This window comes from Alteromonas sp. MmMcT2-2 (assembly GCF_022348305.1).
In the GTDB taxonomy this organism is placed as follows: domain Bacteria; phylum Pseudomonadota; class Gammaproteobacteria; order Enterobacterales; family Alteromonadaceae; genus Alteromonas; species Alteromonas macleodii.
Genome location: NZ_JAKRFA010000050.1, coordinates 1 through 24,103 on the forward strand (window position 1 = coordinate 1; position 24,103 = coordinate 24,103).

Here is a 24,103-nt window from a genome sequence, read left to right on the forward strand (position 1 = left end):
ACTGGCGTCAGGCGATGAGTCGTTTTATTATCGAGTTCGAGGAACGACTCGAAAAGCACATTAACTAATGGCAGTTACACAGAATCTGTTACAGGCTCCCGCTTCGTCGAAATCCCACTTGAATAAGTTGCGAGTATCGCCACGCCTGAAAATCATTATTTTCGGCGTATACTAATAATTGCTCTTGCTCATCGGGCAAATAGCTACATGAAAATGATTGGGTTATACCAAACTTCACGGAGTAATCACTCTTGGCTTCCAACAATTAAGGTAATCTTCTGACAGCCTACCGTCTTCAGTTAAAGTGTGGTTGTTGTTTTCCAGTTTTTCAATAAAGTTTTCACGGGGTAACACATTCGCACCAAGGGATGTCAAATGATCGGTAGGAAGCTGGCAATCAATAAAGGCCATATCGTGAGACTTCATGTGCTCAACCAACGCCATCATAGCAAGTTTAGACGTATTACTTTCCCGGTGAAACATCGATTCACCGCAATATACCTTGCCAATTCCAACGCCATATAGTCCACCCACCAGTGTTTCGCCGTCCCAAACTTCCACAGAGTGTGCTAAACCTAAACCATTGAGCTGCCGGTAAGCCCCAATCATGTCATCGGTAATCCATGTTTCGCTATTGAGTTCACCTGTGTTTGGGTTTTTACGAGGGGTTGATGAACAGGCTTCAATTACACGGTCGAACGCGTAATTCAACGTTACCGTGTATTTTTGTTTTCGAGCAAGCTTCTTAAGGCTTTTCGATGCGGCAAAATTATCGAGTTCAATAATGGCTCTGGGGTCGGGAGACCACCACAACAGCGGTTCGTCATCACTGAACCAAGGGAAAATGCCCTGCGAGTAGGCAGAAAATAAACGTGCAGGGCTGAGGTCGCCACCAAATGCTAGCAGGCCGTTAGGTTCGTCTAATGCAGTGTCGACTGGAGGGAAGGGCGCGCCTTCTTCGATGTAATGTAACGCTATCATAATCGGGCCAGAAAAAAGCCCCACTGAACAGCAGGGCTTGGGAAACAGTATTAACCTTGTTCAGGCATCGTACCGTCTAAGTATTTTTCAGCATCTAGCGCCGCCATACACCCTGTACCTGCTGATGTAATGGCCTGACGATAAATATGATCGCTCACGTCACCTGCAGCAAACACACCTTCAACGCTTGTTTGCGTCGCGTTGCCGTTTGTACCGCTGTTTACAACGATATAGCCATCTTTCATTTCAAGCTGCCCATCAAAGATATCGGTATTCGGTTTGTGACCGATAGCAACGAATAGACCCATAACATCAAGCTCTTCAGTGGCATCACTGTTCGTATCTTTAATACGGACTTTGGTTACACCCATTTCGTCACCGAGCACTTCATCTAGTGTACGGTTTAAGTGTAATACCACGTTACCGTTTTCTGCTTTATCACGAAGGCGTTGCTCAAGAATTTTTTCACTTCTAAAGCTATCTCTTCTGTGAATAACGTGTACTTCTGATGCAATGTTTGAAAGGTAAAGCGCCTCTTCAACAGCGGTGTTACCACCACCAATTACCGCTACTTTTTGATTGCGGTAGAAGAAGCCGTCACAGGTTGCACAAGCAGATACACCTTTACCCATAAACGCTTGCTCTGATTCAAGACCAAGGTATTTAGCTGAAGCACCTGTAGCAATGATTAGTGCGTCACACGTATAAGTACCGCTATCTCCGTAAAGCGTGAAAGGGCGCTTCGAAAAGTCGGTCTTATTGATGTGATCGAAAATAATTTCAGTATCGAACTTTTCAGCATGCTTTTGCATACGAACCATTAGATCAGGACCAGTAAGGCCTTCAGGATCGCCCGGCCAGTTTTCTACTTCTGTCGTGGTAGTAAGCTGTCCGCCTTGTTGAATACCAGTTAACAGTACAGGTTTAAGGTTTGCACGTGCAGCATAAACCGCTGCTGAATAACCTGCAGGGCCTGAACCCAAGATAAGTAGACGGACGTGTCTGCTTTCTGCCATTTTCCTCTCCAAATAATTCACCCAATAGGGTTACTTATAAAATTTCTCTTAGAAAGCTAGGTAGGGGCGAAAATCTGTAAATCAAGCTCAACACCTAGTTACTTTTATTATAGTAATTTGCCAGCGCAATATCTGCAGGTCGTTATTCACTTGCTTTAACAAAAGTAACAACAAAGCCATGCAGCACAATGTTTAGGCTTAAGCGCTATATGATGCCTTTAAGCGAGAAAAATGTCACTTAAAGATAGATTGAACTTATACCTTTTAATTATTAACGTACGGTATGTTAGTTACACAACGCCGATCTTCACAGCAGACCATAAGGCAGCCGCCACATCAACGAAACTTAATTAACTACAGTGCAATCGTATTTGATAAGATCGATGTTGATAGTTTATCGCTGTAATTACGTACTGATTTAGAAGAACCAGTTTGTATTAGCCAAAAAGCGGATTACAATTTAGTTATAACTATCGAATAATGACGTGAGTGATATCAGTATTAATGCTGATAGTAAGGTTTATCAAAGAGGTGAGGCATGTCTCAATCAATAATGACAATGTTGAAAAACGGTCAGCAGTACATGAAGACATGGCCTGTAAGAAAAGAACTCTATGCCTTTTTCCCAGAGTGTAGAGTTGTAGCAGCGACTAAGTTTGCAATTAAAACCATGCCGCCAGTGGCTATGGTTTCATGCGCGCTGCTCTATCAGAGTTTAGGCGCCGATTATCTACCTCAAACCATCACCATAGGTGCTTTCTTCTTAAGTCTGCCTATGCAAGGTTTGCTTTGGCTAGGACATCGCTCTGACCAATACCTTCCACCACAACTGAAAAGCTGGTATCAAGAAATCCACTCAAAAATGCGCTCGCAAGGTGTAGCTATGACCAATGCTAAATCAAAACCAAAATATAAAGAGCTAGCGCAACTTCTTAAGACAGCGTTTAAAGATTTAGACAACGCATTTACTAAACACTGGTTTAATTAACAGCACGTATCCTGTAAATACCGCTCGCCAGACAGCGTCTTGGGTCAATAGGCTTTTAGGCTGCCAACGTCTGGTGCGCGAAGCAAGGCCTGACACTTCCTACATTTGTATTGTGCCCCTTTTAAAATATTATTGTGTCTGCGTGTACTTAGTGCATAAGTGTCACAGTCACACACATAATGAAAAGTGCGGGCTACCCGTTTCACGTCAAATTGATGGGTAGCATTAGGCGTGCAGTTAAATACGCTGCGCATTATCGACTGCCATTCTATGCCGTGGGGCTGAACTCTGCCAAACAGAACCCAAACCAACAAATGGCTGACTTCGTGTGGTACCACGTCACTTAAAAAGGCATCGATATTATCTTTAAACAGAAGTGGGTGAAAATTCACGCGGTTTTGCTGTAAAAACGCAGTGCCCGCATTTTTCCCCGACCGTCTAAAAGTGATGGTAGGGCGCTTGAACGTTTGCTTGAAGTATTGCTCTGCTTGCTCATAGCAATAAAAAACAGCGTCGGTAATAACGCGACGCTGTTCTTGAGTTAAGTCATTTGAAGCGATGTTGCTGCCTCTGTCTTTTTACTGTTTCTACTTATTTGCTGCGCGTATTATTTAACGTCACAAGGTAAACATAGCACGTAGGTACCCTTAGGGTCGTTTAGTTGGTTTACTAAACTGAACTCTTTAAGTACGCGCTTAAATTCATTTACCAGTGCAGAGTCGGCATGGGCAAATTGCCATTTGCCCACAAACGTCATTGCCTGGCCAAAGAATTCCTTCCAGAAAATTTCCTGGGCACTCAGCGTACGTTGTACGTAGAACGTATCATAATTTTCTAGCTCGGCGAGCTCGGCCGCAGCAACTACAGCATCGTCAACCGTACCAAGCTGGTCTACCAAGCCAAGTTCAATGGCATCCTCGCCAATCCACACGCGTCCTTGGGCAACACTATCCACTTCTTCTACCGACATACCACGAGCATTTGAAACCAACGACAAGAAGTTTCCGTAAGTGTTTTCAACGTTGCGCTGAAGAATTTGACCGAATTCTGGTGCTAGTGGACGCACAGTAGAGAAGCCTGCAAGCTCTGTAGAGCCCACACCGTCACTGTGAATACCTAAATAATCTAGTGAATTCTCGTAGGTCATAAACATACCAAACACGCCAATCGAGCCTGTAATTGTGCTAGGGCTTGCAATTATTCTATCGGTACTTGCTGCAATCCAATAACCGCCTGAAGCTGCATAGGTGCTCATAGAAGCAATAACGGGCTTACCTGCTTGTTGAAGCTGCAACACTTCCTGACGGATAATTTCAGAGGCGAATGCGCTGCCTCCAGGAGAATCAATCTGAAGAACCACTGCTTTTACGTTGTCATCAAGACGAGCCTTACGCAGAAGACGCGCAGTGCTGTCGCCACCTATAGTACCGGCTTTTTGATTACCGTCTAAGATGGTGCCCTTGGCAACTACAATCGCCACTTTATCCATATCTGACTCGATAACCGGCATAGGCGGGTTAACAACTTTAAGATAGGTATTGAACGAAGTGAGGTTAACGCCGTGATTGTTTTCATCTTCACCGACTAACTCAGTGAGCTCCAATCTTACTTCTTCGCGGGTCTTCAATGCGTCTACCCAATTATTCTCAAGCGCATACTGTGCGAAATCGCCGCCTGCCGCTTCAAACTTTGCTAATAAACCTTCAAGGGTCTCGTCAAAGTTTGCTTCATCGATACCGCGAGCTGCTGCTACGTCCGCTTTGTATTGCGCCCAGTAACCATCTAACCACTGTTTCTCCGCTTCTTTTGCTTCTTCAGACATATCATTTCGCATGATAGGCTCAACAGCAGATTTATAAGTACCAACCCGGAAGATATGCGTGGTTACTTTTAACTTTTCTAGCATGTCTTTAAAGTACATGCCATAACGGCCGTAGCCTTCGAACATTAACCCGCCCATTGGGTTCAGATAGATGCTATCAGCGTGTGCTGCCAAGTAATATTGGTCTTGGGAAAAGTAATCACCAATGGCATAAACGGGCTTTTCAGATTCTTTAAATGCGTCAATAGCATTAGCTACGGTGCGCAACTTGTCTAAACCACCGCCGGTAAGACCTTGAAGGTCAAGAACCAAAGCTTTAATACGGCGATCTTTTTGCGCATTTTCAAGCACTTTCACTACATCGCGTACCAGTACTTCTGGGTTTTCAGGTTCACTGCCTAGCGATTCTTGTAAGAACTGTTCGAAAGGATCAATGCTTTCTTTTTCTATAACTAGCTTGCCGTTAAGCGTAAGAAACAAAGCACTGTCTTTGTTTACGGTAAACTGTTCATCGTCCTGACCAGTTATTGCGATTATCAATCCAACAAAAATAACAATGAATATCAAATTAAAGAAAAGTTTGCGGGTGAAGTTAAGCACCGTCCACAAGCCAATAAACAAGGATTTAGTCCAATTTCCTTTGGCTGCCATTTTAATCACTACCTTTTTTTGAATTAACTAACCAGAGCAAGATAGATCAGGCATACCTTACTCACGTACTGCATTCTATTATGTTACCTAAATCGAGTAAGATCGCGAACTTAATTGTAATTTTTTGTGAGTGTCTTTGTTTTCGGCGACTTACGATGACTTTTATTCTGCGTTCTTTTTTTCGTCTTGTTCCAGCCACTTTCGAATGAGAGAGGCAATACGTTTGTGACTATCCTCGCTCATCGTCATAAGAAATTTTCCATTCTTTGCTTTATAGCCGGTTTTTCCATGGCCCTTTTTCATTAGTCGTAAAAACGGTGAGGGCTTATTTTCGCGCGATGAAATTTTTTTCATAAAGTGCCGTTCTTATTTCTTAATCACACAAAGTAGGCAAAACAATGACACACATTTACCAACAAATCGTAGCCCGACTGCAAGTGGCAGATGGCATTCCTTTACTTTTATTGCGCTTGTATTTAGCACCAGTGATGATACAGGCTGGCTGGAATAAAGCATCCAGTTTCGACAGTATTGTAGATTGGTTTGGTAACAATGATTATGGGCTTGGTTTACCAATGCCTTTGGTAATGGCGTTCTTAGCTACAGCCGCAGAACTCGTGGGCGGTGTTCTATTGTTATTGGGTGCATTGACCCGCTTGGTGAGTATTCCATTAATGGTAACCATGATAGTCGCTATGGTGAGTGTTCACGCTAAGAATGGATGGCTCGCTATTGCTGATGCGTCTTCATGGCTAGCCGACGGTACAATCTTACTGAATGAAAACATTATGGCTGCGCCAGAAAAGCTTGCGGCAGCTAAATCATTGTTACAAGAGCATGGCCATTATGACTGGCTTACTTCCAGCGGTAACTTTGTGGTACTTAACAACGGCATCGAATTCGCTGCGACCTATTTTATTATGCTTTTAGTTTTGTTTATCTATGGTGGTGGACGCTTCTTTAGTGTCGATTACTATGTGAATAAAGCCATGCGTTCTAAAAGTAATTAGGGACGCTCCATTTGCTGTTCAAAAGGCCGGAATTTTCTGGTCTTTTTCGTTTATGAACCGTAGGATCTAGCATTCAGGTTAGGTAAATTATTATTGTTGTTGGCACGCTTGTCTCGATTATGAAAATCGAAGCGTGAAAACAGCAACGCGAAAAAAATAAAGTAGGGACGTAAATGGACGCATTAACATTGTTACTCAACAGAAGTTCTCAGCCTCGATTGGAAGCGCCAGCACCTAGTGGTGATGCCTTAGAGAATATTATGCAGGCTGCACTACGTGCCCCAGACCATGCTTGTCTTACTCCGTGGCGTTTTATTGTGTGCACAGGAAAAGGGCTGGATAAGCTAGGTGCACTCTATGAGCAATCCGCTATTGAAAATGAAAAGTCGCAGAAAGAAATTGAACGTGCCGTGCAGCTTCCTCACCGCGCACCTATGGTTATCGTAGCCATCGCAAAGCATGTGGAACATGAAAAGGTACCGCGTGTTGAGCAGATAGCGTCGGCAAGCTGTGGCGTGATGGCGATGCAAATGGCAGCAGTAGCACAAGGGTTTAACGGCATGTGGCGCACCGGTGGCTACGCACACTGTGAGACGGTAAGAAACGGATTAGGTTTAAGTGAAGAAGACGAGCTGGTAGGTTTCTTATATTTAGGAACGCCAGCGTTTGAGCCTGCACCTAAACCGCAAAGAAATAGTAACGACTACTTTGAATTCTGGCAGTAGTTGATACCTATTCGAATAAACTGCCGCATTAGATAGCTAGCGGCGGGTAATAAGGGTCTTATTTTTATAAGTAAGTTAACATAAGACCCTAACATTTAACCTAGAAAGATAGGTCTACATTATAACCAGCGAACTTCCTGATATTAATAACGCGATCGCCATCTAGCATCCAGTATTGCCCCTTGATACCTTGCAATACACCAGTAAATGACGGTGTCTTATCTAAGTTTAAAGATTTTATCTTTACCGGATAATCTTCAACAGGGTAATGAATATCATGGATAGGCGTAGTCACTTCTGATACTGCTTGAAGCCCTTTTTCTTGCTTCAGCGCTTCTAGCTCACTTTCAATTTTACCCATTAATTCGGTTTTGACCTGTTCTAAATCAACCTCGTCAGGTTTGCCCTTTAACATTGTTCGCCAATTGGTTTTATCTGCAATGTGATCTTTGCATAACGTTTCAACCAAACCACTGGTAAGCCTGTCAGGAACTCGCAGCATTACGGTAGCCTGCGTGGCACCTTGATCCATCCAACGGGTAGACACGCCTTCGGTGACTTGACGAGTGATGCCCACTTTTACCGTACCTGTGTTAGCCAAATAAACAAAATGCTCACTAAAGCAATGTTCTTCACCCCACTGAGGTTCTCTGCACGTCCCTTCGTGGTAATGGCACTTTTCTGGCTTAATAATGCAGCTATCGCATTGTGCCAGCGATATCAAACACGGGTAGCAGTATCCTTGGTTGAAGCTTTTTTTGGTTTTGCGGTTGCAGTGAACACAGTTGATTTCACCAGAGTAGGTTACCGTTACTTCCTTGCCGATAAGAGAATTGATATCTACCAACTCATCACCAATTGGAAGCGAGTAGTGCACGGTATTGTTTTCATCGGCGGAGGTACGCATTTTTTTAAGCATGCCCGAATATGTTGTTGTCACTTGTTGAAACCTTTTTCTTAAAAACTTTATTTGTAACGCTGTTAGTCGCTTAATTCGCCGCGCAAGTTTTGCGTTAATAGATGGCTTATTTCCTCAAAAGGAAGCCCTTTACTTAATAAGTAGTGCAGTTTCGCGAGGGCGGCCTCGGGCGTCATATCGCTACCCGATAAAACTCCTACTTCTTGTAGGCCATGTCCGGTGGCATAGCCACCCATGTTTACGCGACCGCGCATACACTGGGTACAATTCAAAACAGGAATTTCTCTGGCTTTTGCGTATTTTAACTGTGCAATAAGCTCAGGGTTCTGAGGTGCATTGCCCACACCATAACTCAGTAAAATCAACGCGTTCACAGGTTGCTGTAGCGTGTTTTTAATCACCTCTGGCGCAATACCGGGATACAAACTTACCATGCCGATCGGTTGGGCTTTGACGTTCGATACCGTTAAGGTGTTATTTGGTGTCTTCGCTAATTCACCGGCTTTCAGACGAATGTTAATGCCAGCTTCTAACAGTGGAGGAAAGTTAGGGGAGTCAAAGGCACTGAATCCATCTGCATCTACTTTGCGGCTGCGGTTGCCACGAAGTAGTCTATTGTTGAAGAACAGTCCGACTTCGGCAATGGGGAAGTTCGCGGCAACATATAACGCGTTTAGAAGGTTGACTTGACCATCTGAGCGAAGCTCTGCCAGTGGAATTTGAGAACCGGTAACAATGACAGGTTTTGACAAATCCTCAAGCATGAAACTCAACGCCGAGGCGGTGTATGCCATGGTGTCTGTACCGTGCAAAATAATGAAGCCATCGTACTTGTCGTAGTTGTCGGCGATATCATCGGCAATACGCTGCCAATCAGACGGGTCCATGTCTGATGAATCGATAAGGTTATCGTATTCATGCAGGGTAAAAAGGGGCATTTCAGAACGGTGAAACTCCGGCATCTTTTTCAGTGTGTCTGACAAGAAGCCTGCAGCGGGTACGTAGCCTTGTTTAGACGGCTTCATACCAATAGTTCCACCTGTATAGGCAATATATATATGTTTGCGCATGAAATGACCTTACCCTTAATTTGGGAATACTTTTTAAAAGGGGATAGCGTAATTTGACGGGCATTCTAACAATACCCACGGGTTTGTCACCCTGAAATACGAAGGCACAAAAAAGCGGTGAAGATCACCGCTTTTATTCTGTATCAACTTTTTAGCAACGCTAGGCTGAGTCCTATGCTGAAGTTCGGTACTACTTAACTTCTTTACCCGCTGCTTGTTGGTCTGCATGGTAGCTCGAGCGGACCATAGGGCCACATGCTGCATGCGTGAAGCCAATTTCTTTTGCGTAGTCACCAAGGGCGTCGAATTCCTTAGGGTGTACGTAGCGCTTAACAGGGTAGTGGTGACGGCTTGGCTGAAGGTATTGACCCAGCGTAAGCATGTCCACATTGTGAGCGCGCAGATCATCAAGTACGCCTTGAATTTCTTCGTTCTCTTCGCCCATACCCATCATCAGACCAGATTTGGTCATCACGTCAGGGTGTTGCGCTTTAAACTTCTTAAGCAAATCCAACGACCACTGGTAATTCGCGCCAGGGCGACATTCACGGTATAAACGCGGGATCGTCTCTAAGTTGTGGTTGAACACATCAGGCACGCCGTCTTTGAAAATCTCAAGTGCACGATCCATACGTCCACGAAAATCGGGTACTAATACTTCGATTGTCGTTGTTGGACTGTGTTCGCGAATGGCGTTAATACAATCTACGAAATGCTGAGCGCCACCGTCGCGAAGGTCATCGCGGTCAACAGAAGTAATAACCACATAGCGCAAATTCATTTCTGCAATGGTTTTAGCCAGCTTCTCTGGCTCTTCTGCGCTCGGAGGCAGTGGCTTACCGTGGGCTACGTCACAGAAAGGACAACGACGGGTACAAATATCACCAAGAATCATAAAGGTGGCTGTACCGTGGTTGAAACACTCGGCAAGGTTAGGACAACTCGCTTCTTCACACACAGAGTGAAGATTGTTTTTGCGAAGTGTCTGTTTGATGTGATCAATTTTCTCGGTAGTACGAGGAAGCTTGATTTTAATCCACTCCGGCTTGCGCAGCATTTCTTCCTTTTCAGTAGGAATAATAGTGACGGGAATGTGTTTTACTTTTTCATCATCACGGAGTTTTACCCCCGCTTGAGGTCGTGCATTACTCATCAAAACCTTCTTTGTATGTTGGCTGTGCAATGGAAAGCGCTTCTAGCAACAAATGCGTTAATTCATTACCAGCGGTCTCAAGCGTAGTTGGACCATTGAGGCGCGCGGTATCGATCATTTCCATACCGGCATAACCGCAAGGGTTAATACGCTGAAACGGTGCTAGGTCCATATTAACATTTAAAGCTAAGCCATGAAACGAGCAGCCATTACGTATTCTTAAACCTAATGAACAAACTTTCTTCTCATCGACGTATACGCCAGGCGCATCGGGCTTTGGGTACGCGGTTACGCCATATTTTTCGAGTAGTCCGACCACCGCTTCTTCCATAGCAGTGACTAAATGACGAACACCCAGTTTTCTGCGCTTAATGTTTAGCATCAGATAAATAACTTGTTGCCCTGGACCGTGGTAGGTCACTTGGCCGCCCCGGTCAACCTGAACAACAGGAATGTCACCAGGCATAAGTATGTGTTCAGCTTTGCCCGCTTGTCCTTGCGTAAAGACAGCATCGTGCTCAACAAGCCAAATTTCATCCTGGGTGTTTTGGTCGCGTTCATCGGTGAAGCGCTTCATTGCCTCGAAGATAGGCTCATACGGCTGACGCCCTAATTGACGCACTATAACGCCGTTTGCGTCAGACGCTATCGACTGCTCATTCACTTAAAGTACAACCCTAACCAGCTCTAATTTGGCAAGTTCAGTGTAAATGGTTTCCATGTGCTCTTTACTGGTTACACGCACACTGATAGAAACCGAGTGGTAAGTACCTTTACTACTTGGTTTTACGTTAGGCGAGTAATCGCCTGGCGCATGTTGCTGAAGGCAGCTCACTACCTGTTGAGGTAGGTCTTCATGAGCAACGCCCATGACTTTAAACGTTTGGTTTGTTGGAAAATCTAGTAATTCGTCGAAACGGGTATCCATGCGATATCCTTGGTACTTAAAATATCATATAAAAAAACGGCCAGATTGTAACAAATCTGGCCGCTTCACAACTAGCTTTTTAACGTATTCAGTAAAGGTGTTTACTCGTCGTCAAATCCTAGCTGAAGCATAATGTAGTCTTTCATGCGATTAAAGAAGCTGCCTTCTTTTACTTCTTGAAGGGTAACTAGGGGATAGCTAGCCACATCTTCACCGTCTAGTTGTAGATAAAGTTTTCCAACAACCTGACCTTTTGCAAGTGGTGCTTCAAGCTTGTCATCAAGTTCGAAGTTAGCTTCTAAATTAGCCGCCTGACCGCGTGGAATAGTAATGGGGGTAGATTGATTAATTCCAAGGTCTACTGTCTCTCTATCACCCATATAGATGCGGTGAGCAACGAAACTATGACCAGCTTGGTATGGCGTAAGTGTCTCGTAAAAACGGAAGCCGTACTTAAGTAGCTTTTTGTTTTCAACTTTACGTGCACGTTCGCTATCGGTCCCCATAACTACAGAGATTAGACGCATACCGCCTTGCTCTGCAGAAGTGATTAGGCTGTAGCCCGCATCAGACGTGTGGCCAGTTTTAATGCCATCAACGTTTAAGCTTTTGTCCCACAACAGGCTATTGCGGTTGTATTGCTTAATGCCGTTGTAAGTGAATTCCTTCTCGCTATAAATCTTGTACATTTCTGGCGTTTCTGCGATAAGCGCGCGAGACAGAATCGCCATGTCACGAGGGGTAGTGTAGTGGTCAGGGTCGTGAAGACCGTGAGCATTAACCCAGTGAGAACCACTCATGCCAAGAGATGCCGTGTGTGCATTCATCATGCTGGCAAAAGCAGATTCTGAACCTGCTACGTGTTCTGCCATAGCAACACAGGCGTCGTTACCTGACTGCACAACAATGCCACGCAGTAAGTCACGTACTGAAACTTGTGTACCTACTTCAATAAACATTTTTGACGAGTCAGGGAATTTCTTCGCCCATGCGTTTTCCGAGATAGTCACTTCGTCGTCTAAGCTGATGTTACCGGCCTGTAATTCTTTGCCAATAACATAAATAGTCATTATTTTCGTTAAGCTCGCAGGAGCAAGCTGCATGTCCGCATTTTTAGATGCAATCACATGACCCGTTTCAAAGTCGGTTAGAAGAAAACCTTCTGCGGCAACTGAAGGAGCAGGCGGAGTGACTACGGCAGCATTTGCTGTGTGTAGTAAAGTGCCTATCACCAAAAAGGCAAATGAAAGTAATGACGGTTTAGCGCGTTGAATTATTCTGAGCATGGTTCTAATTTCTTTGACCGTTTTATCCGTGTGAGTTAAAGCTTACCCTATTGTTGCGATGACCGCGAAACGATGACCGCAAAACATGGCTACCCAATTTTAGCTTTTGTCCAGTTCGTAACCGAATTCTGTTGTTTCACCTACTTATTATCTGAGGTGACGAGAGATCTTAACGAAAGGCTGCTTATAAGACTAGGTTTTATCAAAAAAGTTTACGCGATTGTAGGTATTAGGCGAAGAAACCGTGATATTGCCTGCTGAATGACACAATGCTGCCACAATGTCGTTGTTTTTATGAGCGCGACAACCCAACCAACTACATGGTCTGTGTAATCGCGTAAGCGTTGGGATAGCCATTTTGCTTTAATTGTTCAAGAACCTCCGCGACGACTGCTTCATCGTGGATAGGGCCTAACTGTAGTTTATAAATGTTATCCGCTACTGGCAGGTGAGCGGGAATTTGATATAACGCCGATAGCACGTTAGAGATAGATTTTGCTTTCTCGGCGTTTGAAAGCGCAGCAACTTGAATATAAATCGCATCACTTACCGCGTTGCTACTTTTCTCACTTCTGCTTGAGTTGGTATCCGCGGTGTTCGAAGAGGGGGCTAATGGCGGGGTGGGTGAAGTTGCTGCCAAGGCCGGTGCGGGTACTACCGCAATACCCAAATATTCATCGTAAGTAACAGTTGGACTGTTTCCCACCGTCACATTGTTTTGTTCGTCAAAGTGGATAACTTCAAGTTTGACTCGCGCTGTGCCTTTGCTGTGGTAGCCTAGTTTTACTGCGGCTGCATACGACAAATCGATAATTCTATTATCGTGAAAAGGGCCTCGGTCGTTAACGCGGACGATCGCTTGTTTGTTATTTTCCAAGTTAGTAACACGCACGTAAGAGGGCAGTGGCAATGTTTTGTGAGCCGCGCTCATGGCAAACATATTGTAAGTTTCGCCATTTGAGGTTAAGTGACCGTGAAACTTCTGGCCATACCAACTGGCATAGCCGACCTCTTCATAGCCTTTACCACTATCCATTGGCGTGTAGTGCTTGCCCAGTACCTTGTAAGGCCTGCTGTTAAACATGCGGTAGGCTTCGTATTTTGGTACAGCATCAAGTGTTTCTGGTTTTTTGGCAACGTGCTTAGGCGCTGAGTCTTGCTTTTGTGTATATCGACCGGATTGTGAAGGTGCACTTTGGCATCCCACTAATGCCAAAACTATAAAAGCAGCTGAGCCATAGCGAAAGAACTGTCCGTTTGCCAGATTCTGGTTAACAAGACCCGCATTAACTAAACCCGCTTTTACAAAATCAAGTACCGAAAAAAGGCGCTGCAACATACAAGTTATCTAGACATTAAACGTTTCTGAGTGGCAATGGCCATAAGAATGCCAAAACCTGCCATTAAAGTCACCATAGATGTTCCTCCAAAGCTCACTAGAGGAAGGGGAACACCCACCACGGGAAGTAATCCGGACACCATGCCCATGTTTACAAACACATAAACAAAAAAGGTAAGGGTAATACTGCCACCAAGCAATTTTGCATAGGCGTCTTGTGCCCGGCTAGAAATTATAAGGCCGCGCATAATTATAAAAATGTATATTGCCATTAAACACATTACACCGGTAAGACCAAACTCTTCACTGAATACTGAAAAGATAAAGTCAGTGTGACGTTCGGGTAAAAACTCGAGTTGTGATTGCGTGCCTTGCAGCCAGCCTTTGCCGTCTACACCACCGGAACCAATGGCAATTTTAGATTGGATTATGTGGTAGCCAGACCCTAGCGGGTCGCTTTCTGGGTTCAAAAAAGTAAGAACCCGCTGCTTTTGGTAATCCTTCATTAAAAAGAACCACATCACAGGCGCAAACGCGCCAATGAGGCCGCCCACTACTGAAATAAGACGCCAGCTCATACCTGCCAGAAATATGGCAAAGATACCTGAACTGGCGATGAGTAACGAGGTCCCTAAATCAGGCTGCTTTGCAATGAGAATGGTAGGCACGACCACCAAACCAAACCCAACGATAATGTGGGTGGTGCGCGGCGGCATAGTGAATTTACTGATATACCATGCAACCATCATAGGCACGGCAAGCTTCATCAGTTCAGAGGGCTGAAAACGGATAAAGCCCAGGTCTAGCCAGCGCTGTGCGCCTTTGCCCATATCACCAAATAATAATACGGCAATTAGCATGAGCAGGCCTGCACCATAGGCATAGGTTGAGAAAAACCTAAACACGCCCAAAGGGGCTTGGGCTAATCCGAACATAACGATAAAGCTAAATCCCAGCCTGATAAACTGGCGCTCCATTTGCTCCATATCCTGACCTGACGCCGAGTACAGAGTAAATAGCCCAACACAACTTAGCACGAGTAGCCCGACTAACAGCCATCCATCGATATGAATGCGCTGAAGAAAACTTATTTTATTAGGGTTTATGGTGGTTCTCTTCACTAGTTTGTCCCTAATTCATTATCATTGTTTGCCGAGTCAGCTTCGGCAGTTTCAAAAACACGGTCTCTGAAATAGAAATCCATGATTTGACGGGCGACGGGTGCTGCGTTCTTACTACCACCGCCTACGTTCTCAAGGACCACGGTTACCGATATCTCTGGATCATTGAAAGGTGCGAAGCCAACATACATGGCATTGTCTCGAAGACGCTCATCAATTTTAGTAGCGTCATATTTTTCATTTTGGCCAACGGTAAACAACTGTGCTGTTCCTGTCTTACCCGCAGAGTCGTAAGGGGTATCTGCAAATGCATGACGCGCGCCGCCTTCTTCGCCACTCACAACATCTCGCATGGCGTTTAACACCACATTTAAATTGTTACGGTTCTTAATTTCTATAGGCCGCAGCGACTTAAGTGGGATGAGGTCGACAGAACTATCGGTGTTCATATAACCGCGAATGATTTGTGGAATATAGCGTTCCCCAGCATTGATCAGCGTGTTAACCGATGTATTTAACTGTACCGGCGTGGTGGTCCAATAGCTCTGTCCTATACCAACGGGGATGGTGTCACCAATATACCAAGGTTGATTAAAGCGAGCGCGTTTCCAGCCTCGGCTAGGCATGTTGGCATCTGACTCTTCGTAAAGATCGATACCCGTGAAATCTCCGAATCCGAATTCGTACATAGATTCACTGATTTTATCGATACCCAATTTATACGCTAGCTCGTAATAATAAGTATCGCACGACACTTCTACTGCTTTTGATACGTTAACTTTTCCATGTCCCCATCGACGCCAATCGCGCCACACGTGCGACACATTTGGCAATTGATAGCGACCTGTATCGTTAATGGTGTAGTCTTTGGTGATAATGCCTTCTTCTAGTCCAACAAAACCAAGGTGCGGTTTAATGGTAGAAGCGGGAGGGTATTGTCCTTGTGTCGCCCTGTTAATTAGCGGGCGGTCTGGCGAATTCAGTAGCGCAGAGTAATTCTTGCTGCTGATACCGTGCACGAATAAATTGGGGTCGTAACTAGGGTTAGAGTAAAGTGCCAGTACGCCACCTGTTTTAACATCGGTGACCACAACAGCGCCGCGCATGCCTTCTATTATTCGCTGAGCCTCTAACTGAAGCTCTAAATCCAGGTTAAGTACGATGTCTTTGCCTGGTGTTGGTGGCTCAACACTAAGTACACGAATAATGCGGCCTTGGTTATTCACCTCTACCTGCTGGTAACCCACCTTTCCATGGAGTAGCTCTTCATGGTATTTCTCAATGCCTAGCTTGCCAATATCATGGGTGGCAGCGTAATTATCTTCTTGGCCTGCTTCGACTAGCTTTTGTAGGTCTCGCTTGTTGATACGCGCAACATAACCCAGGGCATGGGTTAGGGTTTCTTTATACGGATAATGACGTGCCAAACGCGCTTCAATTTGTACGCCTGGGAATTTGTGTTTACTGGCAGAAAATAGCGCGACTTCTTCTTCGCTTAACTGGGTGCGAAGCGCAACGGGTTTAAATCGTCGGGTACCTTTAAGCGCTGATTGGAAGCGCTCAAGTTCGTCATTGGTTATACCCATTAGTTCTGTTAAATCGGCCAGGGTTTGGTCGATGTCATCCACTTGCTCTGGAATAACTTCCAAACTGAAAACCGGGCGGTTTTCGGCTAAAAGCACGCCGTTACGGTCATAAATGAGACCGCGGTTAGGCGCTACGGGCAGCACTTTAATTCGGTTACCGTTAGACCGGGTTTGATAATCTTCAAACTGGGTGACCTGCAAAGAATAGAGGTTGTTAAGTACAATGCCCAACATGGCCACAACAATAATAAAAGCAATGGTCGCTCGGCGCGCGAACAAGTTCGCTTCAGCGGAGTGGTCCCGTATTGCTTGACGTTTTCGTTGCATTGACTTCCTTTGCATTAATAAAGAGACCAATTACTCACGGTGATATGGGTGGTTTTGCGTCACCGACCACGCGCGGTATAAGCTTTCTGTAAGAATGATCCTAACAAGTGGATGGGGTAGAGTTAAGGCTGATAAGGACCACTTTTGTTCCGACGCAGCAATACATTCTGGTGCTAGCCCTTCTGGACCACCAATAAGCAGACTTACATCGCGCCCGTCCATTTTCCAATTGTCGAGTTGTTTAGCAAGCGTGGGAGTGTCCCAGGGTTTACCTGTTACTTCTAACGTAACAATGCGATTTCCTTTGGGAATAGCGGCTAGCATTTGCTCGCCTTCTTTTTCCAAAATGCGCTTAATATCCGCGTTTTTGCCTCGCTTTCCGGCGGGTATTTCAGTAAAGGACACTGGCATGTCGCTAGGGAAACGACGAATAAACTCATCCACGCCTGTACTTACCCAGCTTGGCATTTTTGTTCCGACCGCGACGATTTGTATACGCACTTCTTTTACCCTTACCGCAGGAATTAGTATTTCACTTATACAATAAAGGCCATACGCATTTGAGTATGGCCTTTATTGACCGTGTTACTGCATGTTTATAGCAAGCATTTACGCCACTACGACCACAGTTTCTCTAGCTGGTAGAAATCACGGGTTTCATCTTGCATAACGTGCAAAATAACATCACCAAAATCAACCAGAACCCATTCGCCGGTTTCCTTACCTTCCACACTTCCAGGTGCGTGGCCCGCTTTCTTCGCTTCTACCATGACATTTTCTGCAATAGATGAAACGTGGCGCTTTGAGTTACCTGAACAAATGATCATGGTATCTGTAATACTTGATTTGCCGCGAACGTCTAGTTCAATAACATCACGGCCTTTCATATCGTCAATTTTGTCTTTAACAAACTGTTTGAGCTGTTGACTCTCCAAGAGTTTTCCTCACTTACTTAACTTTTATATAACTGATGTTCGTTTATGTAATCTAAAACGCTTTCTTCTAACCATAAGTTAGATAGGTCAGCATTTGAACTGTTTGGCGTACCCGATTTCTCGGACGTGGCAGCACTTGCTAGTACGTCACGAATTTCAGTAGATGAAACACTAAAAAGCGGTGTGTTGGTTAACACTACATGGCCTGCAGGCTTTGCGTGAATAACACTTTTATCGTTAGCCACATGACAATCTAACCAAGCTTGTATTGCGGGAGGAGGCGAAAATTTCTCATCGTCTCTGCGCATAACCACTAAGTGACAATAATCGAGCAGGTGTTCCCACTCGTACCATTTGTCCAGATTATACAGTGAATCTGCGCCAATGAAAAAACAGATTGTGTCATCGCTTTTCTCTTTAAGTGCACGCAGTGTTTTAACTGTATAAGAGGGTGACGGAAGCGTCAGTTCAATTAACTCTGGAATAAGTCTGTCATTGTTTTGGGCGCAAAGTTCAATCATTTTTACCCGATGGCTTTCTGACACACCTACTGACTTATGCGGAGCTAATTTACAAGGCATGAGATGAACGTGGTTTACGCCAATTTCATCTGCCGCTTTTAGTGCCGCACCAATATGGCCTTTATGCGGCGGATTAAACGTACCACCAAGAATGGCTTTCACCGTTGGGTTTTCTCGAGAAGCGCCGGAAAGACTCACTTAGACTTGCCCATTATGCCTGTAACAAAGGAATTTCGCGAAGGTCCATACCCATGAACATCATGCACAGGTGACACATTTCAACGTAAGGGCGGGCAATGACATTTTGTTTGAATGCATGATCTGACTGAGTCAACGCTTTTTGGATGTCTTCTAGCTGCGCGACGCTCAAACGGTTCAAGGCACTTTGATAAAAACCTTGTCTATTACGCCAAATACCGAATTTTTGCCACTGAATGGGGGCACCGCTTTGCTGCGCTAGTTTTAGTTTCCATAACTGCTCCCACTCTCGAATCAGCGCCCAAATAATGATGTTAGGCTCCAGACCCTCACTCTCTAATCGGTATAGCATTTTTATGCAGCGGGTACTGTCGCCGCTAAGCATAACGTCAACTAGTTGAAACACGTTGAAACGCGACTGATCGACCATCGCCTTTTCAATTTGTTCGTCTGAAATAGACTGGTGTGGATAGAGTAGGGCGAGCTTATCAATTTCTTGCTTGGCAGCAAGCGTGTTGCCTTCGCAGAAATCAGCAATCATCTTAGCACCCGACGCTGATACGGAGAGTTGGTGGGCATTTAACTGCTGGTTTAGCCATGCATTGAGCTGCTTGCCTTCCAACGGGTAACACAATACCGACGCGCCCAAATCATCAAGCACTTTAAACCATTTGCCGCGCTGCACGTCTTTGCCAATTTTGGGGCCGTGAACCAGCAACAAAATATCGGGGTTTAATGACGCCGCGACTTCTTGCAGCATTTTACTGCCTTCAGTGCCCGGTTTTCCCGTAGGTAGCTCTAATTCAATAAACTGTTGGCTTGAGAAAAGCGACATGCTTTGTGTGGCTTCAATCAACTGATTCCAGTTAAAGCCCGTTTCAGCAACAAGTACTGTACGCTCTTCAAAGCCATTGGCTTTTGCTTTAGCGCGTATTTGCTCAATGACATCAAACTTCTGCTGGGGTTCATCTCCAAACACCAGATAGCACGGGCGAAGTGCCTTGGTGATATCTTGGCTAAATTGGTTTGGATAAATCTGCATGAAAAATTCTGATGTTTACTGACTAACGGAAGTTGACGCATTTGGTGCAGCGGCTGCCTGACTGGAAAGGCGTCTGATCATGATATCAGCGGCTTCATCGCGCATTTCACTTAGCATCAATTCAAGTTCGCGAGACTTTGCCAACACTTGGTCAGGGTCGTCTTGATAGTCACGTACTACTTCAAATTGCACCATTACCGCTTCCTTACCAGGAAACTGCACGCGGTAACGCACAACATATATCAGTTCATATTCAGCAACTTGACCCGAAGGATAAACCGACAGCAGCTGACGTTCTAATTTCTCTGGAAGCAAATAGATGTTTACGTTTTGGTTAGAGCGCGATGTTTTATCTACGCTAACACTGGATAAACCGTAAACGTTTAAGCGTTTATCAAGCGCACGCGCCAACGGCGCGTGCGCTCGGGCACTTTCAATAGCAACGGTGTTAATGTCGTCGGGTAGGCTAGGGCTACTTCGCAAATGAAAGCCACAGCCAGTAACCAATACGGTTCCCAACACAGCGACTGCGAATTGTAAGTGCTTTTTCATCAGTATCTGACCTAGTTAGCTACAATGTTTACAAGCTTGCCAGGCACAACAATCACTTTACGAATGGTTTTACCTTCGATGAATTGCTGAACGTTAGGCTGTTCTTTCGCAGATGCTTCAATGCTCTCTTTGCTTGCATCAGCTGCAATTGTCATCTTAGCGCGCACCTTACCGTTAACCTGAACAATGATAAGCTTTTCATCTTCAACCAATGCGGCTTTATCAGCCTGTGGCCATGGCGCTAAATCGATATCTTCACTGTGACCCAACACTTTCCATAGCTCGTGAGCGATGTGCGGCGTAATAGGGTTTAGAAGCAACAAGATAGATTCACAGGCTTCGCGCATAATTGCGATGTCCTGTGCGTTTTCTTGTGGTGCTTTTTGAAGGTGGTTTAACAATTCCATCACCGCTGCAACCGCAGTGTTAAAGGTTTGACGACGGCCTAGGTCATCAGACACCTTTTCAATGGTCTTATGTACTTCACGGCGAAGAGCCTGTTGGTCTTTCGACAGTGCCTTAACATCAATCGCTTCTGGCGCGCCTTTTTCAACGTGTTCGGTCACTAATTTCCAGATACGACGTAAGAAACGATTTGCACCTTCAACACCAGAGTCTACCCACTCAAGGGTTTGCTCCGGTGGCGCAGCAAACATGGTAAATAAACGCACCGTATCGGCACCGTACTGATCAATAACTTCCTGCGGGTCGATACCGTTATTCTTCGACTTAGACATTTTCGTCATACCGCCGTGAATAACCTCTTCACCGTCAGCGGTTAGCCATGCTTTAACAATACGGCCTTTATCGTCCTTTTCAGTGCTTACTTCGGTAGGCGAGAACCAGGTTTTCTTACCAGACGCGTCTTCACGATAGTACGCGTCAGCTAATACCATGCCTTGACACAGCAAACGCTTGAACGGCTCATCAGAGTTTACCAAGCCTTCATCGCGCAACAATTTGTGGAAGAAACGCGAGTAAAGTAAGTGCAAGATAGCGTGCTCAATACCACCAATGTACTGATCTACTGGTAACCAGTAGTTAGCTGATGTTGGATCAAGCATGGCGTCGTTGTTAGTAGCACAGGCATAGCGCGCGTAGTACCACGATGACTCCATAAAGGTGTCGAAGGTATCCGTTTCACGTAACGCAGCTTCGCCATTGTATGTGGTTTTTGCCCACTCAGGGTCAGCTTTAATTGGCGAGGTAACGCCATTCATTTCTACGTCTTCAGGCAAAACAACCGGTAGTTGGTCAGCAGGAACCGGAACAGATTCACCGTTTTCCAAATTTAGCATTGGAATAGGTGCGCCCCAGTAACGCTGACGGCTTACGCCCCAGTCACGAAGACGGTAATTTACTTTGCGCTTTCCACAGCCTTTGCTTTCAAGTTCATCAGCAATACCATTAAATGCGGCATCGAACTCAAGACCGTCGAACTTAGCTGAATTGATCAAGCTGCCTTTTTCAGTGAATGCAGAGGCGGTAAGGTCGCACTTATCTTCATCACCTGCGTTTGGCGCAATGACTTGTTGAATAGGTAGGTTGTATTTAGTCGCAAATTCCCAATCGCGCTGGTCGTGGCCAGGAACAGCCATTACCGCGCCTGAACCGTAGTCCATCAACACGAAGTTAGCGACCCAAATTGGAAGCTTTTCACCGGTTAGTGGGTGAACAACCTCAAAACCCGTGGCGAAACCTTTCTTCTCCATGGTTGCTAATTCAGCTTCAGCAACTTTGGTGTTTTTACATTCGTCGATAAAGGCCGCTAAATCTGGGTTCGATTTTGCGGCGAATTCGGCAAGAGGGTGCTGCGCAGCCACTGCAACGTAAGTAACGCCGTAGAAGGTATCTGGGCGCGTGGTATATACCGTCAAATCGGCAATGTCGTTAACCGCTGACGCTAAATCGAAGGTAATTTCAACACCTTCAGAGCGGCCAATCCAGTTTGCCTGCATTGCGCGTACTTGGTCTGGCCATTCTTCAAGCTGTTCTAAGTCTTGTAAAAGTTCTTCGGCGTAGTCAGTAATTTTAATAAACCACTGAGGGATCTCTTTTTGCTCAACCAGCGCACCAGAGCGCCATCCGCGACCGTCGATTACCTGCTCGTTAGCCAAAACAGTTTGGTCTACAGGGTCCCAGTTGACAGTAGAGTTTTTCTTGTAAACAAGACCTTTTTCGTAAAGGCGTGTGAAGAACCACTGTTCCCAGCGATAGTAATCTGATTTACATGTAGTTACTTCGCGATCCCAGTCGTAACCGAAACCCAACGAGCGAAGTTGGTTTTTCATGTAATCAATATTTGAGTATGTCCATTTCGCAGGTGCAGTGTTGTTGTTAATTGCTGCGTTTTCAGCCGGAAGACCAAAAGCATCCCAACCCATAGGCTGCAATACATTTTTACCCTGCATGCGCTGGAAACGGCTGATCACGTCACCAATGGTGTAGTTGCGCACGTGGCCCATGTGAAGTCGGCCACTAGGGTATGGGAACATAGACAGGCAGTAGAACTTTTCTTTTTCTACGTCGTCATTTGCTTTAAACGATTGGTTTTCTTCCCAGTATTGCTGAACGCGTTGTTCAATGTCTTTCGGATTGTACTGATTATCGGCCATGAAACTTAGGCTTCCGCATTAAAAGTTAAAACGTTTATGGGGCGGCATAAGGCGAGTTTGCAAAAACGCCAACTAACCGCACATGGGATCTACCCACTTAACATACATATAGCCCAATAGAATAACCCAGCGCTAAGCCATGCCTCAATAGCTTAACACCGAACTTGGCAATATTTATTGTTGCTTGCTTGAAAAGTGAGCATTAATGACACGGTTTTCGTCGATTGAACACCAGAACAAGCCCCATTTGCTCATCTTACTTTCTCTTGGCGCCATCTTATCTTGTCGATAAACAGGCCCCGGTGTCGCATCTAATTATTGTCACTAAACGCGGTTAGCGCATTTAGTTGTTGCGCCTGCACTTTGTCTACTACTCGAACTAAATTGGCGGCGTCTTCGTTAGATGCTTTTTGGCCATTAAAGTGAATATTGCCTGAGGCGTGGTAGGTAAGGGTGACTTTAGTTTTCGGTATGCGACCGTCTTGTGTGTTTGCATCCGATGAAGTGCTCGATGCTATTGTGCTGAATTCCCATGTCAGTGCACCTGACATACCCATCTCTTGAAGCGGGCCTAAGCCACCTGTCATCACCACTTTTTTGTTCGGTTCAACATAGCTTACCTGCATATGCGCTGCACTCGCCGTGTCTGTCGTTTCACAGAAACAGCCACCAGCCTGCTCATCTATGCGCAAAGCACCTTTCCACCATGTGTGGTCTTTCGGCCACCACATATCCACATGTTGAATAAAATGAGAGTACACGACTTCAACTGGCGCATAGCTTTCACTCTCATTGGTAATAGAAAACCCTGAGTTATCTGCATAGTTTACGTTAGCGATACTCATTGAAGAAAATGCCGTACCCAGAAAGGTAGCAAGGAAAGAGGAGGTGAGCAGAAGGGGTGAGCGAGTTTTCAATTTTTTTGTCATTGTTATTACCCTGTTTTTGTTCATTGGTTATTGCGCGCGAAACCTGGTCTCGTCGCCAAAACGAATTTCGGTTTTTGTGTTTTCTAAGGTAATTGAAAGCAGCTTGCGTTGCTACCTACTTTAAAGCCTTACTGTTACAGGATTCTTCAGAGCTTTGTCTTGACCACATTGTCCTTACGGCTCTGACCTTGGCGCGCTTTTCTTAACGCTGTGATTTTAATGCCCTGTTCCAAATTATGTGGAAGAAATAAATGCAGCGGTTAAATTGAAGTAAGTTCTTTCGTACTTAACTCTGAGGGATCCCCACGAATTTAGCATGTAATCTTGCTCATGCAAGCTTCAGCGGTGAGTTCATCAAGCCAGCGGATCGTCTTTTTCCACTGATGCAG

General features: G+C 45.2%; 24 protein-coding genes and 1 pseudogene. 3 read left to right on the forward strand and 22 right to left on the reverse strand.

What is annotated here, in order from left to right:
* Positions 1-97: 97 nt before the first annotated feature.
* From MHM99_RS18410 to trxB, 3 genes and pseudogenes are all read right to left on the reverse strand, one after another.
* Positions 98-238, reverse strand: a pseudogene (locus tag MHM99_RS18410) (arginyltransferase); the annotation flags it as partial.
* A complete protein-coding gene (gene aat, locus MHM99_RS18415; RefSeq protein ID WP_168533512.1) occupies positions 235-981 on the reverse strand; it encodes a leucyl/phenylalanyl-tRNA--protein transferase in 747 nt (248 codons plus the stop codon). The gene aat and the pseudogene MHM99_RS18410, both read right to left, overlap by 4 nt.
* A 50-nt stretch (positions 982-1,031) precedes the next feature.
* A complete protein-coding gene (gene trxB, locus MHM99_RS18420) occupies positions 1,032-1,997 on the reverse strand; it encodes a thioredoxin-disulfide reductase (RefSeq protein WP_014949336.1) in 966 nt (321 codons plus the stop codon).
* 538 nt (positions 1,998-2,535) lie between these two features.
* Between trxB and yfbV the strand changes: the two genes are divergently transcribed.
* A complete protein-coding gene (gene yfbV, locus MHM99_RS18425) occupies positions 2,536-2,985 on the forward strand; it encodes a terminus macrodomain insulation protein YfbV (RefSeq protein WP_168533510.1) in 450 nt (149 codons plus the stop codon).
* Positions 2,986-3,029: 44 nt separating this feature from the next.
* Here the strand turns inward: yfbV and MHM99_RS18430 are convergent, their stop codons facing one another.
* The 3 genes from MHM99_RS18430 to MHM99_RS18440 form a co-directional block, all read right to left on the reverse strand.
* Positions 3,030-3,545 (reverse strand): SprT family zinc-dependent metalloprotease, encoded by a 516-nt coding sequence (locus tag MHM99_RS18430; RefSeq protein ID WP_343213291.1) that lies wholly within the window; start codon positions 3,543-3,545, stop codon positions 3,030-3,032.
* A 47-nt stretch (positions 3,546-3,592) separates the two neighbouring features.
* Positions 3,593-5,458 carry a signal peptide peptidase SppA gene (gene sppA / locus MHM99_RS18435; protein ID WP_014949339.1) on the reverse strand — a complete coding sequence of 622 codons (1,866 nt, stop codon included), beginning with the start codon at positions 5,456-5,458 and terminating at the stop codon, positions 3,593-3,595.
* A gap of 162 nt (positions 5,459-5,620) precedes the next feature.
* A complete protein-coding gene (locus MHM99_RS18440) occupies positions 5,621-5,812 on the reverse strand; it encodes a hypothetical protein (protein WP_014949340.1) in 192 nt (63 codons plus the stop codon).
* A gap of 44 nt (positions 5,813-5,856) precedes the next feature.
* On the opposite strand from MHM99_RS18440, the gene MHM99_RS18445 reads away from it, so the two are divergent.
* Both MHM99_RS18445 and MHM99_RS18450 read left to right on the forward strand, forming a co-directional pair.
* Positions 5,857-6,468 (forward strand): DoxX family protein, encoded by a 612-nt coding sequence (locus MHM99_RS18445; protein WP_168533509.1) that lies wholly within the window; start codon positions 5,857-5,859, stop codon positions 6,466-6,468.
* A 173-nt stretch (positions 6,469-6,641) separates the two neighbouring features.
* A complete protein-coding gene (locus MHM99_RS18450) occupies positions 6,642-7,193 on the forward strand; it encodes an NAD(P)H nitroreductase (protein ID WP_014949342.1) in 552 nt (183 codons plus the stop codon).
* Positions 7,194-7,293: 100 nt separating this feature from the next.
* On the opposite strand, the gene MHM99_RS18455 is transcribed toward MHM99_RS18450, so the two are convergent.
* The 16 genes from MHM99_RS18455 to MHM99_RS18530 form a co-directional block, all read right to left on the reverse strand.
* Positions 7,294-8,133, reverse strand: a complete 840-nt coding sequence (locus MHM99_RS18455; protein WP_014976406.1) for a DUF2797 domain-containing protein — start codon at positions 8,131-8,133, stop codon at positions 7,294-7,296.
* A gap of 41 nt (positions 8,134-8,174) precedes the next feature.
* The gene (gene ansA / locus MHM99_RS18460) at positions 8,175-9,182 is read right to left on the reverse strand and encodes an asparaginase (protein WP_014976407.1); all 1,008 of its coding nucleotides are present in this window, start codon (positions 9,180-9,182) and stop codon (positions 8,175-8,177) included.
* A 190-nt stretch (positions 9,183-9,372) separates the two neighbouring features.
* Complete coding sequence (lipA, locus tag MHM99_RS18465) at positions 9,373-10,335, reverse strand: lipoyl synthase (RefSeq protein WP_168533507.1); 963 nt, start codon at positions 10,333-10,335, stop codon at positions 9,373-9,375.
* The gene (gene lipB, locus MHM99_RS18470) at positions 10,328-10,999 is read right to left on the reverse strand and encodes a lipoyl(octanoyl) transferase LipB (protein ID WP_168533506.1); all 672 of its coding nucleotides are present in this window, start codon (positions 10,997-10,999) and stop codon (positions 10,328-10,330) included. Before lipB ends, lipA begins: the two co-directional genes overlap by 8 nt.
* Complete coding sequence (ybeD, locus tag MHM99_RS18475) at positions 11,000-11,263, reverse strand: DUF493 family protein YbeD (RefSeq protein ID WP_014949347.1); 264 nt, start codon at positions 11,261-11,263, stop codon at positions 11,000-11,002.
* A gap of 101 nt (positions 11,264-11,364) precedes the next feature.
* Entirely contained in the window at positions 11,365-12,549 is a 1,185-nt protein-coding gene (locus tag MHM99_RS18480; protein WP_014949348.1) for a D-alanyl-D-alanine carboxypeptidase family protein, read from the reverse strand.
* 316 nt (positions 12,550-12,865) lie between these two features.
* Positions 12,866-13,888, reverse strand: coding sequence for a septal ring lytic transglycosylase RlpA family protein (locus tag MHM99_RS18485; protein WP_168533504.1), 1,023 nt, complete (start codon positions 13,886-13,888; stop codon positions 12,866-12,868).
* 5 nt (positions 13,889-13,893) lie between these two features.
* Positions 13,894-15,009, reverse strand: coding sequence for a rod shape-determining protein RodA (gene rodA, locus MHM99_RS18490; protein ID WP_039232696.1), 1,116 nt, complete (start codon positions 15,007-15,009; stop codon positions 13,894-13,896).
* Entirely contained in the window at positions 15,009-16,922 is a 1,914-nt protein-coding gene (mrdA, locus tag MHM99_RS18495; protein ID WP_168533502.1) for a penicillin-binding protein 2, read from the reverse strand. The genes rodA and mrdA overlap by 1 nt, the downstream gene beginning before the upstream one ends.
* A gap of 30 nt (positions 16,923-16,952) precedes the next feature.
* Positions 16,953-17,423 carry a 23S rRNA (pseudouridine(1915)-N(3))-methyltransferase RlmH gene (rlmH, locus tag MHM99_RS18500; RefSeq protein WP_014949352.1) on the reverse strand — a complete coding sequence of 157 codons (471 nt, stop codon included), beginning with the start codon at positions 17,421-17,423 and terminating at the stop codon, positions 16,953-16,955.
* A gap of 116 nt (positions 17,424-17,539) precedes the next feature.
* The gene (rsfS, locus tag MHM99_RS18505) at positions 17,540-17,857 is read right to left on the reverse strand and encodes a ribosome silencing factor (RefSeq protein WP_014949353.1); all 318 of its coding nucleotides are present in this window, start codon (positions 17,855-17,857) and stop codon (positions 17,540-17,542) included.
* A gap of 17 nt (positions 17,858-17,874) precedes the next feature.
* The gene (gene nadD / locus MHM99_RS18510; RefSeq protein ID WP_239220276.1) at positions 17,875-18,576 is read right to left on the reverse strand and encodes a nicotinate (nicotinamide) nucleotide adenylyltransferase; all 702 of its coding nucleotides are present in this window, start codon (positions 18,574-18,576) and stop codon (positions 17,875-17,877) included.
* Positions 18,577-18,589: 13 nt separating this feature from the next.
* Positions 18,590-19,618, reverse strand: coding sequence for a DNA polymerase III subunit delta (gene holA, locus MHM99_RS18515; protein ID WP_239220277.1), 1,029 nt, complete (start codon positions 19,616-19,618; stop codon positions 18,590-18,592).
* A 15-nt stretch (positions 19,619-19,633) separates the two neighbouring features.
* The gene (gene lptE, locus MHM99_RS18520; RefSeq protein ID WP_014976413.1) at positions 19,634-20,170 is read right to left on the reverse strand and encodes an LPS assembly lipoprotein LptE; all 537 of its coding nucleotides are present in this window, start codon (positions 20,168-20,170) and stop codon (positions 19,634-19,636) included.
* An 11-nt stretch (positions 20,171-20,181) separates the two neighbouring features.
* Positions 20,182-22,785 carry a leucine--tRNA ligase gene (leuS, locus tag MHM99_RS18525; RefSeq protein WP_239220278.1) on the reverse strand — a complete coding sequence of 868 codons (2,604 nt, stop codon included), beginning with the start codon at positions 22,783-22,785 and terminating at the stop codon, positions 20,182-20,184.
* Between the two features lie 311 nt (positions 22,786-23,096).
* The gene (locus MHM99_RS18530; protein ID WP_014976415.1) at positions 23,097-23,714 is read right to left on the reverse strand and encodes a hypothetical protein; all 618 of its coding nucleotides are present in this window, start codon (positions 23,712-23,714) and stop codon (positions 23,097-23,099) included.
* Positions 23,715-24,103 lie beyond the last annotated feature (389 nt).

Coding starts and splice junctions, on each gene's coding strand:
- aat (WP_168533512.1), bottom strand. CDS start 981: ATGATAGCGTTACATTACATCGAAGAAGGCGCGCCCTTCCCTCCAGTC.
- lipA (WP_168533507.1), bottom strand. CDS start 10,335: ATGAGTAATGCACGACCTCAAGCGGGGGTAAAACTCCGTGATGATGAA.
- MHM99_RS18450 (WP_014949342.1), top strand. CDS start 6,642: ATGGACGCATTAACATTGTTACTCAACAGAAGTTCTCAGCCTCGATTG.
- leuS (WP_239220278.1), bottom strand. CDS start 22,785: ATGGCCGATAATCAGTACAATCCGAAAGACATTGAACAACGCGTTCAG.
- ybeD (WP_014949347.1), bottom strand. CDS start 11,263: ATGGATACCCGTTTCGACGAATTACTAGATTTTCCAACAAACCAAACG.
- holA (WP_239220277.1), bottom strand. CDS start 19,618: ATGCAGATTTATCCAAACCAATTTAGCCAAGATATCACCAAGGCACTT.
- lptE (WP_014976413.1), bottom strand. CDS start 20,170: ATGAAAAAGCACTTACAATTCGCAGTCGCTGTGTTGGGAACCGTATTG.
- MHM99_RS18480 (WP_014949348.1), bottom strand. CDS start 12,549: ATGCTCAGAATAATTCAACGCGCTAAACCGTCATTACTTTCATTTGCC.
- MHM99_RS18485 (WP_168533504.1), bottom strand. CDS start 13,888: ATGTTGCAGCGCCTTTTTTCGGTACTTGATTTTGTAAAAGCGGGTTTA.
- MHM99_RS18440 (WP_014949340.1), bottom strand. CDS start 5,812: ATGAAAAAAATTTCATCGCGCGAAAATAAGCCCTCACCGTTTTTACGA.
- trxB (WP_014949336.1), bottom strand. CDS start 1,997: ATGGCAGAAAGCAGACACGTCCGTCTACTTATCTTGGGTTCAGGCCCT.
- mrdA (WP_168533502.1), bottom strand. CDS start 16,922: ATGCAACGAAAACGTCAAGCAATACGGGACCACTCCGCTGAAGCGAAC.
- MHM99_RS18445 (WP_168533509.1), top strand. CDS start 5,857: ATGACACACATTTACCAACAAATCGTAGCCCGACTGCAAGTGGCAGAT.
- ansA (WP_014976407.1), bottom strand. CDS start 9,182: ATGCGCAAACATATATATATTGCCTATACAGGTGGAACTATTGGTATG.
- sppA (WP_014949339.1), bottom strand. CDS start 5,458: ATGGCAGCCAAAGGAAATTGGACTAAATCCTTGTTTATTGGCTTGTGG.
- yfbV (WP_168533510.1), top strand. CDS start 2,536: ATGTCTCAATCAATAATGACAATGTTGAAAAACGGTCAGCAGTACATG.
- MHM99_RS18530 (WP_014976415.1), bottom strand. CDS start 23,714: ATGACAAAAAAATTGAAAACTCGCTCACCCCTTCTGCTCACCTCCTCT.